This is a genomic window from Amaricoccus sp. W119 (assembly GCF_047275745.1).
Classification (GTDB): Bacteria; Pseudomonadota; Alphaproteobacteria; order Rhodobacterales; family Rhodobacteraceae; genus Amaricoccus.
Window position 1 is genome coordinate 1 of the sequence record NZ_JBKQWU010000012.1, and the last position, 15,578, is coordinate 15,578.

The 15,578-nt window shown below is 69.1% G+C and carries 12 protein-coding genes and 2 pseudogenes; 9 read left to right on the forward strand and 5 right to left on the reverse strand.

From position 1 onward, the window contains the following. Nucleotides 1–1,845 precede the first annotated feature (1,845 nt). The 4 genes and pseudogenes from ACLJK8_RS08910 to ACLJK8_RS08925 all read left to right on the forward strand — a co-directional run. Nucleotides 1,846–2,424: pseudogene (locus ACLJK8_RS08910) on the forward strand (hypothetical protein); the annotation flags it as partial. A 533-nt stretch (nt 2,425–2,957) separates the two neighbouring features. Then, nucleotides 2,958–3,234: pseudogene (locus ACLJK8_RS08915) on the forward strand (integrase core domain-containing protein); the annotation flags it as partial. A gap of 105 nt (nt 3,235–3,339) precedes the next feature. After that, nucleotides 3,340–3,531 carry a hypothetical protein gene (locus ACLJK8_RS08920; protein ID WP_413149836.1) on the forward strand — a complete coding sequence of 64 codons (192 nt, stop codon included), beginning with the start codon at nt 3,340–3,342 and terminating at the stop codon, nt 3,529–3,531. A gap of 460 nt (nt 3,532–3,991) precedes the next feature. Further along, nucleotides 3,992–4,186 (forward strand): hypothetical protein, encoded by a 195-nt coding sequence (locus ACLJK8_RS08925; RefSeq protein WP_413149837.1) that lies wholly within the window; start codon nt 3,992–3,994, stop codon nt 4,184–4,186. Between the two features lie 105 nt (nt 4,187–4,291). On the opposite strand, the gene ACLJK8_RS08930 is transcribed toward ACLJK8_RS08925, so the two are convergent. Both ACLJK8_RS08930 and ACLJK8_RS08935 read right to left on the reverse strand, forming a co-directional pair. Beyond that, nucleotides 4,292–5,548 (reverse strand): nitric oxide synthase oxygenase, encoded by a 1,257-nt coding sequence (locus tag ACLJK8_RS08930; protein WP_413149838.1) that lies wholly within the window; start codon nt 5,546–5,548, stop codon nt 4,292–4,294. Next, nucleotides 5,545–7,092, reverse strand: coding sequence for a B12-binding domain-containing radical SAM protein (locus tag ACLJK8_RS08935; protein ID WP_413149839.1), 1,548 nt, complete (start codon nt 7,090–7,092; stop codon nt 5,545–5,547). Before ACLJK8_RS08935 ends, ACLJK8_RS08930 begins: the two co-directional genes overlap by 4 nt. A gap of 376 nt (nt 7,093–7,468) precedes the next feature. Between ACLJK8_RS08935 and ACLJK8_RS08940 the strand changes: the two genes are divergently transcribed. From ACLJK8_RS08940 to ACLJK8_RS08950, 3 genes are all read left to right on the forward strand, one after another. After that, nucleotides 7,469–8,032 carry a helix-turn-helix domain-containing protein gene (locus ACLJK8_RS08940; RefSeq protein ID WP_413149840.1) on the forward strand — a complete coding sequence of 188 codons (564 nt, stop codon included), beginning with the start codon at nt 7,469–7,471 and terminating at the stop codon, nt 8,030–8,032. Between the two features lie 82 nt (nt 8,033–8,114). Then, nucleotides 8,115–8,666: an N-acetyltransferase family protein gene (locus ACLJK8_RS08945; RefSeq protein ID WP_413149841.1), complete on the forward strand. Its 552-nt coding sequence runs from the start codon at nt 8,115–8,117 to the stop codon at nt 8,664–8,666. Next, nucleotides 8,663–9,112, forward strand: coding sequence for a DMT family transporter (locus ACLJK8_RS08950; RefSeq protein WP_413149842.1), 450 nt, complete (start codon nt 8,663–8,665; stop codon nt 9,110–9,112). The genes ACLJK8_RS08945 and ACLJK8_RS08950 overlap by 4 nt, the downstream gene beginning before the upstream one ends. Before the next feature lie 715 nt (nt 9,113–9,827). Here ACLJK8_RS08950 and ACLJK8_RS08955 read toward each other — a convergent pair. The 3 genes from ACLJK8_RS08955 to ACLJK8_RS08965 all read right to left on the reverse strand — a co-directional run bounded on the left by ACLJK8_RS08955 (nt 9,828) and on the right by ACLJK8_RS08965 (nt 13,337). Continuing rightward, on the reverse strand, nt 9,828–10,964 hold the full coding sequence (locus ACLJK8_RS08955) for an extracellular solute-binding protein (RefSeq protein WP_413149843.1): 1,137 nt from the start codon (nt 10,962–10,964) through the stop codon (nt 9,828–9,830). Nucleotides 10,965–11,073: 109 nt separating this feature from the next. Further along, on the reverse strand, nt 11,074–12,447 hold the full coding sequence (locus tag ACLJK8_RS08960) for an NAD(P)/FAD-dependent oxidoreductase (protein WP_413149844.1): 1,374 nt from the start codon (nt 12,445–12,447) through the stop codon (nt 11,074–11,076). Continuing rightward, on the reverse strand, nt 12,438–13,337 hold the full coding sequence (locus ACLJK8_RS08965; protein WP_413149845.1) for a dihydrodipicolinate synthase family protein: 900 nt from the start codon (nt 13,335–13,337) through the stop codon (nt 12,438–12,440). The genes ACLJK8_RS08960 and ACLJK8_RS08965 overlap by 10 nt, the downstream gene beginning before the upstream one ends. 174 nt (nt 13,338–13,511) lie before the next feature. Here ACLJK8_RS08965 and ACLJK8_RS08970 point away from each other — a divergent pair, with 174 nt between their 5' ends. Beyond that, nucleotides 13,512–14,252, forward strand: a complete 741-nt coding sequence (locus ACLJK8_RS08970; RefSeq protein ID WP_413149847.1) for a TetR/AcrR family transcriptional regulator — start codon at nt 13,512–13,514, stop codon at nt 14,250–14,252. 4 nt (nt 14,253–14,256) lie between these two features. Continuing rightward, on the forward strand, nt 14,257–15,462 hold the full coding sequence (locus ACLJK8_RS08975; RefSeq protein ID WP_413149849.1) for an MFS transporter: 1,206 nt from the start codon (nt 14,257–14,259) through the stop codon (nt 15,460–15,462). The last annotated feature ends 116 nt before the right edge of the window (nt 15,463–15,578 follow it).

Consider the following 15,578-nt stretch of genomic DNA (forward strand, 5'->3'; position numbering starts at 1 on the left):
ATCCGAGGTCTCCGCGCTCGAAGCTCCTCCGTGCTCATTCTCACCCATCTCAACACCTCCGTCGGCCCAAATTAAGCCGTCTGGGATGTCTCAAGAAACCCTGGGGCGGAGGAGGTCGGAGATCTCGCCCATGGCGGCGAGAGCGGCGCCGTCGCCGAACTTGAGGATGCGCGGGCGACCGCTCTGCGCGCCTATGAGAAGGCCTTGCGCGACTATCTGGCCGCCGAGCCCGCGTATCGCGAGGCGCTCGACGCGGCCAAGGAGGCGCGAGCCGCGGCGCAGGAAGCGAATGTCCCCGAGAAGGACTGGCCGAAGCTGCCGAAGGAATTGAAGGCCCCGGTTCGGCCCGGCCCGCTCACGGCGGCCGTCACCGAGCGGTCGGGTTATGCCCGCGCCGCCCTCGCCGCGCTGAACGACATCGGCGAGGCGTCGATCGGCACCATGATCGAACTCAAGGTCGGCAACGTCGACGTGTTGCTTTCCCGGCAAAAGGACCGGCTCAACAATATCTATTACGAGGTCGTCGCGGACATTGGCGCCGACCGGCCGATCACGATCGGCGAGGCCGACGCCAAGATCCCGGCCAACTCGCCGAGGCTGCAAGCCTCGCTCATGCCCGAGGTCATCGCCCGGAAGATCGCCGAGGCGGGAGAGCGCGCGCGGGAGGAAGTCGAATGGCTCGACAACCGCCTGCCTCGCGAGAAGGAAGCGGCCGAACTTGAGATTGACGACACCGAGGTCAAAGAGGCCGAGCGGCTGTCCGACTGGTACAAGAAGAAGGTGATGCTGGCCGAGGTCGCCGCCGACCGCGCCAGGGCGGCGCGGCCGAACCGATACATCGCCGCCTCATCGCGACCGCTCAGGGGCTTCCGGTCGGTCCAGGACACCAAAACGCACGTGTTCGAAAATGCCGGCGAGATCTATGATGGGACCGGCCTCAGCGCCGGGCAGTATTTCGAGGCAACCCGCAGGAGCGACGAGGCGCCCGTCATCGTCATGGCCAAGCGCGAAAAAGACGCCATGATCGTGGAGGACGTGATCGAAGAACCGGATCAGGCGCGGCGCGAGCGCGAGAACCCGACGCTGCCGCGTCGGCGCGGCGCGGCGCGGCGGGAGCCGATGGTCGATGGCGACGGGCCCACGCTGCGCGAGATGGCCCAGGCGGGCGCCGAGAGCGGCGTTGTGCTGACGCCGCGGTTCCGCGAGATGCGCGCCAAGGTCGCCGCCGACATGCGGTCCCGGCTCGATGGCATGGGCATGGGATGGGCCGGCGCCGCCGTCTCCGACATCATCATGGACGGCGGCGCGATGGTCTACGGGATCTATCGCCCGGCATCCTCGCTCATCGAGATCGCGCTCGCGGCTCCGACCGACGCCGATGTGGGCGCCCTCCAATCTGGCGGCAGGGTCCGCGCTCTCGGCGCCTCCAGCTATGAGCAGACCCTCGACCATGAGGCGATCCACGCGCTCCGCGGCGCGGGGCTGTTCACTGACGAGGAATGGTCGGCGCTTGTCGCGGAGGGCCGGGCCAACCCGGAGGTCAGGGACTGGTACGCGCAATCCGGCTACGATGACCGCTACGGCGACGCCACCGAGTTCAAGGACCAAGAGTTCGTCGCCGAGATGTTCGCGCGCTACCGCGCCGGAACCCGCTATGGCGGTTTGGTCGACAAGGCGCTCTCGAAGATCCGGCAAGTGATCCGGGCCTTGCGCGGCGCGCTGCGCGGCAACGGCTTCACGACCGCCGATCAGGTTCTCAGGCGCATCGAGAGCGGCGAGATCGGCCGGCGCGCGAATGCGGCGGCGCCGGCGCGCGGCGCGGAGACCGGCCCGAGCCTCGCCCGCATGGCTCCCTCCGAAGCGCGCAAGACCGAGCGCGGCAAGATCGGCAACACGATCACCCAGGCGATGAACGGCGACTATGGCATCCTCGGGCTCGTTCCGGGCAGGCCGCTGTTCACCGAGCTCGGCAAGGAGATGCCGAGCGCCGGTCAATACCTGCATCTCAAGAGCGAGATGGACGCCCTTCGCAACGAATGGCACGCGGACACCGACCGGATCGCCCAGGACTGGCGCGCGCGCTCGGCCAAGCATGGCGAAGCGAACGCGAAGCTCATGGAGATGATGCACGACAGCACCGTCGCCGGGCTCGACCCCTCGCAGCCGTTCCAGCGCGATCCGCGGAAGTCTCCCGATGACGAGGCCGAACGCTGGTCCGAATACCAGCGGCTTCGCAAGGTCTACACCGGGCTGCCCGAGGAACTGCGCGGGATCTACGGCACCGTCCGCGACCAGTATCAGAAGCTCTCCGACGCGACCGACGCGGCGCTCCTGAAAAACATCGAGGCCAGCATGAACTATGGCCTGGAGCGGGCGAAGCGCGCCCGCGACGAGGCGGTTCAGCGGGCGACCGATGACGGCCTCTCGGGCGCGGCCTACGACAGCGCCGTGGCAGCGGCCGAGCGGCGGTATGCGGCGGCGAAGAAGGTGAGCGGCTGGAACAAGCGGGCTCGGATGCTGGATCTTCGCCGGCAGTTCGAGAAGAACAAGGTGCCCGCGCCCTACTTCCCCCTGGCGCGCTTCGGCGACTTCTTCGTCACCGTGCGCGACAAGGAGACGAAGAAGGTCATCGCCTTCTCGCGGTTCGAGCGCGCCGGCCCGACGATCGGCGATGCCGCGCGGCGGCTCGCGGGGATGCCCGCCCGGCCCGACCAGCAGACATTCGCCAATCAGATGCGCGCCGAGGGGCATGACGTGGAGGTCGGCACGCTCGGCAAGGACCGGGTGATTTCCGGGGGCGCCGACGCGGCGTTCATCGGCGACGTTGAGGAAATTCTCGCGGGCGCGGGCGTTTCCGAAGGCATCATGGATCAGGTCTGGCAACGCTGGCTCGAAAGCCTGCCCGACATGTCGGTGCGAAGAGCCGCATCCACCGGAAGAACACGCCGGGCTGGAACGCCCACGACACCCGCGTCTTCGCCATCCAGCTCAACCCTCGTTCCCTGCTTCACGCCGGTCGCGAGCCCCGAGAGCAACGGCATGAGCGAGGCCTTCGTAAGGACCCTGAAGCGTGACCACCTTCGCGTCAGCCCCGTGCACGACAGCGGAACCGCGCTTGACCAGATCGCCGGATGGTTCGACGACTACAACGAGAACCATCCTCATTTCGGGCTACGAATGCGCTCGCCCCGCGAGTTCAGACGCGCCCATCAACCCGCCGAGGTGTCCGGTTAAACAGCGGCAACACCAGCGACGCTCGTCCGCCTCTGGTCGTCGGCGCCGTATCTGCTGAACAATTCCGTCGGCTACTATACGAACGATCCCTCGGTGGAGGGGCGGATGCGCGCCTTCGAGGATGGCATCGGCCAGGTGCTTTGGCCGGAACGCAGGGAGAAGGATGCCGAGCTCGGCGACAAGCTGCCCTGCAAGATCGACGGGATCACGGCGCGGAGCCTTCTGATCATCCCGCGCGGTTTTCTGCCCGATTTTCTCGTGGATGTGGCCGAGCCGCTGCGGGACGAGCTGCCGTAGCTTCTGAACGCGAACGGTGACATCGAGCTGGGTCCGATCCCGAAGGGCACGCCGATCGGCCTGCTGTCGAACCCCGACCTTCGGCCTGACCAGGCCAACCTCATTGAGCGCGCGAGGCACGACCTCCGGCTCCTCCGGCTGCTCATCCGGGTGAAATGTGAGCTCAAGGCCCTGCCGCCCGACTCCAGCGACGAGGAGGCCCGCCTCGCATTCCGCGATCTGGTTGGGCCGATGCTCGAACTCAGCAAATGTCCCGATCTCGTGGTCAACCGCGGGCATCTTTTCGGGACAGGGCATTCTGCTGGGATTCCCACGTCACCATTATGCCGACCGGGGCGGTGGGCGTGCGACCCGGCCTCGCCGCTTTCGACCTCGCGGAGAACAGCCGCGTGCGTCGCGGACTCGAGCGACGGCCGGTCGGCGCGCGGGCGCTGCGGCGCTGGCTGGCGGGGATCCGGCGATGAGTGGCGGGGCGACGGCGGCGGTTGATTTCGCTGACATCCAGGGCCTCGCGCGCTTCGGCCACGGACGGCTGCGCGCGGCCGAGTTCCTGCTGCTCGACTTCGCCGAGCCCGAGGCGGCGCGCGCCTGGCTGTGCGCAGCGCCGCTGACGACGGCGGAGCTGAGCGACGCGCCGGGCGAGACTTGGCCGTAGTTCCCCGCATCCGGACGCGCATCACCTCCGCGGCGCGCGGCTTGGCCGCTCCGGGTGGCCTCGGCGTCCGCAGGTACCGAATGGAAGCCCGAGCGGCCGCGCCCCTCACGACCTGGCGCGGCGCCAGTCGCGGATCTCCCGTTTCCAGCGATCGATGCGCTGGCGATAGCGATGGCGGCGTTCCTCGTAATGGTTCGGCCGCAGGCCCGCGCCGTCGTCGGCTCCGGAGCGGTAGAAGTTCGGCACCATCTTGTGGTCGGTCATCGGCAGGTGGAAGACCGGGCAGGCGGCGCTGGCCTGCGGCGGCACGATCCAGCTCCATTGCGCCGAGGTGACGCGGCCGGCCGCCTTCTCGCGCTGGTTGAACTCCATGAACTGCGCGCTCGCCGCGTGGTGATCGACCATCGTCACGCCTGCGCGGGCAAAGGAGCCGAGCACGGCGCGGTTCAGTTCGAGAAGCGCGCGGTCCTTCCAGAGCGGCGGCCTGGCGGAGGTATCCTCGCCGAGCGCGCGCGCGACGGGCCCAAGCAGGTCATAGCGGTTCTCGTCGGCGAAATTGCGCGAGGCGATCTCGGTCGACATGTAGTAGCCGTTGAACGGGGCGCAGGGATAGTCGATCCCGCCGATCGAGAGGATCATCCCGCTCACCACCGGCACCGCGTACCAGCGCAGGCCGAGCGCGTCGAACTCCGGATGGCCGGGCAGGGTGATCTCGACTTCCGGTCTGGCCTCGGGCGGGATCTCGTAGATGAGCCGCCGCCCCTCGCGGTCGCGCAGAATCATCGGCAGGAGGTCGAACATGCCGGGCTCCGCCGGCCGCTCCCAGCCGAGCGATTCAACCGTGCGCGTGAGCTCGATATTGCGCGGATCGCCGGTGACCTGGCCATCCTCGTGGAGATAGCCGGCATAGCGCAGCAGCTGGTCGCTCTCGACATAGGGCGGGATCTCGGCGCGCTTCACCGGGGCGAAGATCGAGATGATCGAGCGGACTCGGCCACCGCAATGCGCGTCCGTCAGATGGTCGAGCAGATAGCCCGCGATCTCGTCGGGATCGGCGACCTCCCGGAGGTCGCGGACCTCAAGCGACTTCCAGTGCAGCCGGCCGACGCAGCGCGCGTGGTTGCGCCAGGCAATGCGGGCGCCGAAGGCGAGTTCCTCGGGCGTATGCGCGTACCAGCCGTCGCGGGAGAGCGCGCGGCGCACCTCGGCCTCGCGCTTGCGCGACGCGCCCTCGCCAAGCTCGTTCTCGCGGTGAAAGCGGCGGATGAAGGCCACCGCTTCCTCGCGCCGCTCCATCGGCCCGATGCGCCTCAGCCGGCGGCGCAGCGGATCGGAGGCGGCCCTGGTGTCGACGCGGCTCACATCAGACCATCGAAGGCATGGGCGGTGCGCCGCACGGGACGACGGTTGATCGCATAGACGATGTCGAGGATGCGCTTGTTCACCCGGCGATAGGCGCGGTGCGTGATCGCATCGTTCTGGTGGATCGCCCGGCCGTTGCGATGGTCGTAACGGCGCACCCGCATGTCCGGATAGGCGGCGGGATTCTCGACGACGCTGTTGTAGATCGGCGTGTCCTCGTGGATCGAGAAGTCGTTGTAGCGCACCCGGTCGAGATAGGGGGCGTGCGCGCGCAGGAAGGACTCGGTCGCTTCCAGATCCTCGGTGGTCTCGCCGGGATAGCCCTTGAACATCGTGACCCGCACGCTCAGTCCCGCCTCGTGGGCGTGCCGGATGAAGGCGGAATTGGCCTCGACGTGGCAACCCTTGTCCATCGAATCGAGAAGCCGCTGGCTGCCGCTCTCGAGCCCGAAGCTCACCCGCCGCATGCCCGCGTTCACCGCCTCGCGCAACTCGCGCCGGGAGAGGCCGTTGTCGGCTCGCTGATCGACATGGACGGTGCCGATCCATTCCGCGCCATGCACGGTGCGCTGGATCTCCTCGACGATGCCGCGCAGCATCGCCGGGTTCGAGTTGAGCTTGAGGTCGAGGAAGAGGAAGTTCTTGGTGTTGTGCCGGTGCGACTGTTCGCGCAGCTCGTTCATCACCTGCGCGACCGGGCGGGTGCGGAAGGTCCGGCCGCTCGCCGAGACGATGTCCGAGCAGAAGGCGCATTTGTTCCACTGGCAGCCGCGCCCGGTCATCACCGGCACGACGCGGTGCTTGTAGAGATGCCAGGGGAAATCGGTGAAATCCGGGATCGGCAGCCGGTCCAGCCCCCTGAGCGGCGCGGCGGGCCGCGACCGGCGTCCGTCGGGCAGGAACACGCCCTCGAAGGCGAGCAGATCCTCGCCCGCGCAGACCGCCTCGACCACGCGCGCCACGGTGAGGTCGGATTCGCCGCCAACGATCGCGGTCAGGCCGGGGATGTCCCGCCAGGCCTCCGCCGTGCCCGCGACATTGAAGAACGGGCCGCCGAGCACGACCGGGACGCCGAGGTCCTTCGCGATGCGGCAGATCTCGACCACGGTCTTGTAGTGCTGGAGATAGGCCGAGAGCAGGACCACGTCGGGCCGGTCGGCGAGCGCCTTCGCGGTCTCGCGCAGCACCCGCGGATCGGTGCGGTTGTTCCACCACTGACGCAGCCGCCGCGCCTCGTCGCGAGTCGCGCGGAGCGGCGCCCAGGTCGTGTGGTGCAGCCGGCGCGCGGCATGGTCGAGAATGGATTCGCGCCGCTCGCGTTCGGCCGCGACCACGCCATAGGCGAGCGGGCAGAGAACACGGGCCTCGAAGCCGGAATTGCGCAGGGTCGCGACCAGGAGTCCGATCGCAAGCGTCGGGAAGACCGAGAAATTGTTGAGATCGACGATCAGCGTGCGCCGGCGTGTGGTATTGAGCGGCCGGATCGCTGCCTCGGCCATGTCGGCCTTGCGTTCGTAGCGCACGGCCGCGCGCGGTCGGCGCACACGCCCAGCCTGCGCCGCCTCCAAAGGAGTGCCGCCCATAATACCCTCACCATAATGTTACCCCTGCGGCAAATTCTCGCTCAGATGTGTCGCTCTGTCAAAGGTGTTCGGCCGACGAATCGGGAGCGACGAGGAGTCCGGCGCGGGCCTTCAGCCGCGAGTATGTCGATTCGCGCGGGAGGCGTCGGGGTCGGTCCTGGGGCCATTTTCGCAGCCGCGGCATGAACTTCCGGCCGCGCTCACCGCATATCAGAGGCGGGCGGACAAACGTCTCCTCGACCGTGAACGGCCGCGTCGATCCGCCGCCCGCGCCGGTGGAGCGCCTTCGCGCGACGCGATCTTGCCGGATGCCGGGTCTGTCCACTATGGTAGCACGATGCGGCAGGACGATATCGATCTCAGGATTGGCGCCCGTATCCGCGCCGAAAGGGAAGGCCGCGGCTGGTCCCTGACCGACCTCGCGGAGCGGGCGTCGGTGTCGCGCGCGATGATCCACAAGGTGGAGCGGGGCGACAGTTCTCCGACCGCCAATCTGCTCGGCAAGCTTTCCGGAGCCTTCGGGCTCAGCATGTCGACCCTGCTGGCGCGGGCCGAGGCGGCCGGCGGAGATCTCCTGCGCAGGGATGACCAGCCGGTCTGGACCGATCCGGAGACCGGTTATGTCCGGCGTCAGGTCTCGCCCCGGTCCGACATGCCGCTCGATCTGGTGCAGGTCACGCTTCCGGCGGGCAAGGAGGTGCCCATGCCGGCCTCGGCCTTCGCCTTCATCCGGCAGCTGATCTGGGTGCTCGACGGTGATCTCGTCTTCGTCGAGGGTGCCATTCACCACGAATTGCGCGCGGGTGACTGCCTGCGCCTCGGGCCGCCGGCGGAGTGCGTTTTTCGCAATGTCGGTGACCGTGCCTGCACCTATGCCGTGATGGTCCTGCGCGACGGGTGAGGGCGGGCCGAACGCGGCCATTGACAGATCGTTCAATATAGTGGACTAGTTCACCATCATAGTGACGGCTGGAGAGAGGCCCATGAAGATTCGCGACGCGGCAGACGAGGATCTCGAGGAGGTCACGGCGATCTACAACGACGCCGTTGAGCAGACGACCGCCATCTGGAACGAGGTCAGGATCGGCGTCGACAACCGGCGCGCCTGGCTCGCGGATCGGCGGCGGGCAGGCTACCCGGTGCTGGTCGCCGTTTCCGACGACGGCGACATTCTGGGCTACGCCTCCTTCGGCGACTGGCGCGCGTGGGACGGCTATCGCCATACGGTCGAGCATTCGGTCTATGTCCGGAACGACCAGCGGGGCGCGGGCATCGGCCGAGCGCTCATGGAGGCGCTGATCGGCCGCGCCAGGGAACTCGGCAAGCATGTGATGGTGGCTGGCATCGAGGCCGGCAACACCGGCTCGATCCGGCTGCATGAGAAGCTCGGCTTCGCGCGGGTCGGCCATCTGACCGAGGTGGGAACCAAGTTCGGCCGCTGGCTGGACCTGACCTTCCTGCAGCTGACGCTCGACGGGCGGACAGTTCCCGATCCCGTCCCCGATCCCGCTTCCGATCCGGCGGGCGAGCCGTGACGCCGGCCACGACCTTCGCTCTGCTCGTCGCGGCGGGCGCGGCGCTGGTCGCGCAGAACCTCCTGATGGCGCGGATCACCGGGGCGGCGTCCTCGGTGCTGGTCGCACTCGTGATGAATTCGGCCGTGGGGCTGGTGGCGCTGTCGGTCCTGCTGCTGGGCAAGGCCGGGATGAACGGGGCGACCGGGATCACCGGCATGTTCCGGCCGTGGTTCGTGATCCCGGGCCTCCTGGGCACGTTCTTCGTCTTCGCGAGCATCACCGGCTATCGCGAGCTCGGCGCCGCTCCGACCATTTCGATCCTTGTCGCCAGCCAGCTGGCCTTCGGTCTGGCGTGGGACATGAGCCGATCCGAAACCATGTCCATCGAGGGCCTTGCCACGGCGGCCGGCGGCGCCGCGCTCATCGTCGCGGGCGTCGTCATGATCGCCTCGCGCCACGGATGACGGTGGGAGGACGGGGGGCTCGCCGCCGGATCGGCCGGCGCCTCGCAGCTCCAAGGCGGCACGGGCGCCAGGCGCGATGGCGAGCGCCCCCGGTCAGCGAGCGGCCCGCGGTGGGTCGTGCCGGGTTCCGCCACGGTCGGGGCGGTTGGCTGAGAGCGCGCGCAACATCACGGCCATGGCAACTTCCATCCGGTCGATCCTGGCTCTGGTACGGGCCATGATCTGAAGCCCGTGCAGGACAGGATACCTGTTCGCCGCGCGGGCTCAGTGGCCCGTCGCCGCGCTCACCAGTTCGCCGTCGTAGTGCTTCGTGGTGGCCGGCGGCGGCGGCGATCAGGATGCTCAAGGGGGCGCGACTGGAATTGCTCCTCAATCCGACCGTACCCGCCGCTGGGTGAGCCTGTTTCAGGGTCTGGCTTTCGATGACGAGCGGGGTCGATCCGGCCCATGACCCAGCAGACTCATCCCGCGGCAAGAGGGAGCACATGGGTTCAGGACCGGTCGGTCCAGAAGAATCCGACTCAAACGGAATCAGGTCCGGACGGATGGACCACTCGCCTCGGCGGCGGGCCGCCGAGGGCCAGGGGCCTGTCGATCAGGATCGACGCGGAGGTGCGCGAGCGAAGGGCGGGCGTTCCGCCCCGCGCGGGTCGAGAGGATCTCGCCCGCGCGGGAGCATGGCGCACCCTTCGCCGCCTCGGGTTCGCCGGGGCGATTACTGCCCGAGCCAGGCCTGGAAGCGGCCGTCGAGCTCGTCGCGGTTGTCCGCCCACCAGGTGTAGTTGAAGAGGAAGCCCGTCTCGGCGTTCTCCGGGGCCGTCGGCATATGCGGAGCCATGTCGATGCCGAGGTCCACATGATTGCCGACGAGCGGCTGCGACGAGGCGCGGGCGGGGCCGTAGGAGATGAACTTCGCCTGGTCGGCCAGATGCTGCGTATCGGTCGCGAAGCGGAGGAAATGCTTCACCCGGTTCAGCCGCTCCTCGGGCAGGTCGGCCGGCACGATGAAGCCGTCGATATCGAAGACCTGATAGTCCCAGAGCATCGCGACCGGCTGCTTCTGTTCCTCGATGACCGAGAACAGGCGCCCGTTGTAGGTCGAACCGATCACCGCCTCGCCGTCGGCGAGAAGCTGCGGCGTCTCGGCGCCCGCCGACCACCAGATCGTCTCCGACTTGATCGTGTCGAGCTTGGCGAGCGCCTGGTCGATCCCCTCGGGCGTCTCGAGCGCGTCGTAGACCTCCGCGGCCGGGACGCCGGAACAGATGAGCGCCCATTCGAGGTTGTTGATCGGCCGCTTCTCCAGGGCGCGCTTGCCGGGGAAGGTCTCCAGGTCGAAGATGGCGCAGATGTCCCCTGGCACGGCGCCGTTCCAGGCCGCGACATCGGTGCGGTAGCCGACCGTGGTGGAGTAGAGGTTCGTCGGGATGTGGCAGTCGGAGACGATGTTGTCGCCGAGATCCTCGCTCGCCGAGGTTCCATCGGGGGCGGGCGCGAGCCATTCGTCGAACTCGGCCTCCGCCGCCAGACCCTCGTCGCAAAGCCGGATGCCGTCGGTCGCGAGCACATCGACGAGATCCCAGGTCACGTTCCCGGCCTCGTTCATGGCGCGGAGCTTGGCCACGGCCTCGTTCGAGCTCTCGTCCCAGATGATCCGGACGCCGGTCGCCTCCGTATAGGGCTCGGCATAGGCCTTCTGCTGCATCGCCTGATAGGCTCCGCCCCAGGACGAGATGGTGATCGTGTCGGCGCAGTTCTCGCAAGGCGGCGGCGCCTCGGCATCCTGCGCGAGCAGCGGCGTCGCCGGCAGTATCGCGAGCGCCGAGGCGCCGAGCAGCTGAGTGAGTTTCATCTGATCTCTCCCTGAGTTTGTGCCCCGACTGTTGGTGCCGGGACTGTAAGTGCCAGGGCTTTCGGCGCGGTGCCGGTGTCCGTCCGGCGCATCGCTGATGATTCCCGCGTCATTCCATCCCGGCCTTCCATTCGCGTAGCGCCAGCGTGGCGCGGGCGCCGATGAGCGTCAATGGCCGGGCTGGCAAAGCGCGGGGAGCGGCGAAGCTCCGGTAGACGCGGGTGAGGTCGGTCTCCGCGCCCAGCAGCGTCTCGGCGGCGGCGATGCCGGAGGCGGTCGCGTTCGAGGCGCCGAGCCCGTTGCAGCCGCAGGCGGCGAGGACGCCGGTTTCGACCTCGCCGAAGGCGGGTACCACATTCCAGGTCAGCGCCATGGCACCGCCCCAGCGGTACGCCATCCCGATCCCCGCGAGCGCCGGAAAGCGGTGCGCGAGCTTGCCGTCATGCAGCGCGCCCGCGCGGCGCAAGGTGCCCGGCCCCACGTCGAGGCTCGGGTTGAAGGTGTAGCGCGATCGCACGAGCAGGCGATCTCCGCGCGCGCCCTCGATTCGGCGAAGCGTCGTTCCCATCGGCGAGGAGGGGGTCGCCGCCCAGCTTCGCCAACCGCCGAGGCGCGCGGGATCGAATTCCTCCGTCATCGAGGCATAGGTGAAGACGTGCAGCAAGCGGCCCCGGAAGAAGCCGAAGCGCTCGGCATAGCCGTTGTTGGCGAGGATGACTTGGGGGGTCTCGACCGACCCATCGGGCGCGCGGACGAGCCAGCCGCCGCCCCTGCGCTCGAAGGAGAGCGCCGGGGTCCGCTCGAAGAGCCGGGCGGGTGGTGCGAGACTGTCGGCGAGGCCGCGGATATAGGCCGCGGGCTGCACGATCACCGCGCCGGGCAGGTAGAGGCCGGAGGTGAAGACGCGCGACCCGGTGATTTCCGCGGCAGCGGCGGCGCCGAGAAGGTCATGCGGCTCGCCGAGCCGGACCAGATGCGCTGCGTAATCGGCGATATGGCGGTCGCCCTCCGCCGTCATCGCGAGATGGTGCCGCCCCCGGGCATCGAGCGTCTCGCGTCCCCAGCCTTGCTCCGCCGCCAGTTCCTTCGCGAAGCTGACGGCGCGGCGCTGGACGAGAACGCGGTCGCGGCTCCGTTGGAGCGGGTCGCCACCATGACCGGAACCGCGATCCGAGCCGTAATCCTCGGCCGAGACTTCGTGCGGCAGGTCGATGATGAAGCCGGAGTTCCTGCCCGCCGGGCCTTCGCCGACGGTCCCCGCCTCCAGCACCGCGATGCGAAGCGTCGGGTCGCGGCGCTGGAGCTCGCGAGCGGCGGAGAGGCCGGCGAACCCGGCGCCGATGATCGTCACATCGGCGGTGATCGCTCCCGTAAGCGCTGGCGTGACGGATCGTGGCGGGAGCAGGGCCGCCCAGCCGCAGACGCCCGGTTGAGCGGGCAGCTGCGAGGCCCTGAATACGCGCGCCGCCGCTGTCACGGCCATGCCGCTTCCCGCGCGGCGAGATCGCCGAGGGCGGAGCGGAGCACTTCCAGCTTCCCCGCGTCGAGTGGCCGCAGCGGACGCCGCGGCTGACCGGCGCCGTAGCCGGTGATCTCGGCCGCCGCGTAGACCGATGCCACGTAGTCACCTTCCCAGATGAGGTTCATCGCCGGTTCCAGCAGGCGCCAGATCTCGCGAACATCCTCCCAGCGCCGTTCCGTCGCCGCCCGGACCAGCGCCGCGCAGGCGCGGGGCGCGAAATTGGCGCCGCCCCAGATCACGCCGGCGGCGCCGGCGAAGAGCGCATGCGGGGTCAGCGGGTCGGCGCCATTCATGACCGGCAGGCCGGTGCGGATCAGCGCCGCTTGCCGCGGCAGATCGCCGCCGCTGTCCTTGACGGTGACGAAGTTCGGGAGCCGGCAGAGCTCCGCGAGAAGCGCGGGCGAGATGCCGACGCCGACCGCCTGCGGGACGTTGTAGCCGATGACCGGCAGGCCCGCCGCCGCCACATCGGCGTAGAAGGCGAGGAGACCCTCGTCGTCGGCCGGGCCCTCGAAAAACGGGGGCAGCACCATGACGCCATCCGCGCCGTGGTCGGCGGCGTGCCGGGTCCGGGCCAGCACGTCGTCGAGCAGGAGCGCCGAAGTCTGGACGATGAGCTTCGCCCGCCCCGCGATCGCCTTCGCCCCCCGGGAGACGAGCGCGTCCGATTCTTCGCGTGTGAGATAGACGTGCATGCCGGTCCCGGAACTGAGGACGAAGCCGTCGACACCCGCCTCGATGTAGCGCTCGAGATGCGCGTCGAGCCGGTCGAGATCGACCCGGCCCTCCGCGTCGAAAGGCGTCGTCACGGCGAGGTTCAGGCCGGAAAAGGGAAAGGCTGTCATCGGCATCGCCGGCTCCCGGGTTTGGCGTGGGCGCGAGGGTGGAGAAGCGGATCGCGGGGCAAGGTTCACCTCCGTTGGCTTGGCGGATCATTCGCCAAAATGTTCACTGATGTCAAGATACAGAACGATGCTGTGTATTTTTGCTTGCCGGCGGGGGAGGCGGCCGATAGTGTCGGGCCCATGGATGATCCCAGGCATGACGATTTGGGCGGCGAGATCGGGAAGGCGTCGGGCTGGCGCGGGTCGCGGGAGGTCTGGCTCGCGGCGGCGCGGCAGGCGCTGGTCGAGACCGGGCTCGATTCGGTGAAGATCCAGCCGCTGGCGAACCGGCTCAAGCTCTCGCGCACGAGCTTCTACTGGTTCTTTGGCGACCGGAAGGCGCTTCTGGACGCGCTGCTGGAGGATTGGGAGGCGCGCAACACCGGCGCCTTCGTCGAGGCCTGCGCCGCCTATGCCGAAACCATCGCCGAGGGAATCCTGAACCTGATCGTGGTCTTCCACGACGAGGCGCTGTTCGATCCCAGGCTCGATTTCGCGGTGCGCGGCTGGGCGCATCAGTCCGACGCGGTGGCCGAGCGGGTCAACGCCGCCGACGAGCGGCGCCTCGGCGCGATCCGGCAGTTGTTTGAGCGTTTCGGCTTTCCCCCCGACTGGGCCGATGTGCACGCCCGCACCGTCTATCTCACCCAGATCGGCTACATCGCCTTGCAGACGCGGGAGGCCCAGGAGACGCGGATGGCGCGGGTCCGGCACTATGTGGAGATCTTCTCCGGCCAATCGCCCTCGGCGAGCGAGATGGCCCGGTTCCACTCCCGCCTGAAGTTCACACCCGCGGCCGAGGCACCCGGGACGGAAACGGCCGACAGGGGGCGGCCCGGCGCCGGAACGGCCGGAGTCACGCCCCGAGCCACGGCTGGATGACGCGGTGATCCTGCCTCTCGTTCTCGCCATCGGCGTGGTCGGTGCGAATTCGCTGGCACTGAGCCCGATCGCGGCGGATGTGGCCGCGTCCTTCGGTGGCGCGGCCGCGTCGGACGTGATGATCGCCTCCGCCGCCTATGGCGCCGGGACCGCGATCAGCGCGCTTCTTCTCGCGCCCCGCGCCGATCGGATCGGACTGGCGGCGTCGCTGCTCATGGCGCTGTCCGCGCTCGTCCTCGCTATGGTGCTGAGCGCCTGCGCCTGGTCGGTCCTCGCCCTGATCGCCGCGCAGGCGATCGCCGGTCTGGCGGCGGGGGTCGCGCTGCCGGCGATCTACGGTCTGGCGGCCGAGATCGCCCCGCCGGGCCGGGAGAGCGAGACGCTCGGCAAGGTGCTGACGGGCTGGACGCTGAGCCTCGTCGCGGGGGTGACGCTGGCGGCGGCGCTGTCGGACGTGGTGCACTGGCGCCTCGTCTACGCCGCGATGGCCCTGATCGCGCTGAGCGTCTGCGCCGCGCTCACGCTCTTGCGCCGGAAACGGCCCGCGCGACCGGACGGCGATGGCGCCGCCGCGACCAGGGGCTCCGCCGCTTCGCCGTTCGGCGCGCTCCGGGTCCCGGGGGTGCCGGCGCTCCTCATGCTCGTGGCCGGGTTCATGACCGCCTTCTACGGGCTCTACGCCTATCTCGGAGCGCATCTGACCGGGACGCTCGGCCTGTCGACGGCGCTGGCGGGCCTCACGGCTCTGGCCTACGGAATGGGCTTCGGCGGTGTCGCGCCGCTCGACCGGCTCATCGACCGGTTCGGCCGCGTTCACGCGGCGCCGGCCGTCCTCAGCTTCCTCATGCTGGTCTATCTCGCCCTCGCGGCCATGTCGGATAACGCCTTCGCCATCCTGGGCCTCTGCGTCGTCTGGGGCGGGGCGAACCATCTCGGGCTCAACCTGCTGGTCGGGGCGCTGACGGCAAGCGACATCTCGCGTCGGGGTGCGATCCTCGGCCTCTATACCGCGACGAGTTACGGCGCCATGTCGCTCGGAACCGCGATCTTCAAGCCGGTCTTCGAGCGGTACGGCTTCGCCGCCCTGGCCTGCGTCTCCGCCGCCTGTGTCCTGCCCGGAGTGATCCACGCGGTCTTCCATGCGCTCGTCCCCGCGGCCGCGGCGAAGCGGCGGGGCGCCGCCGCGGCTCCCGGCCGCGGGGACCGCTGATCGTCACGCGAGAATCGGCGTTCCGGCGGGACCCGGGCAAAACCGAGCCTCCATCCGCCTTTTCGCTTTACCTCGCCTCCGCCAGGGAGGACAAAAACCCGTGGGAGCGACAAAAA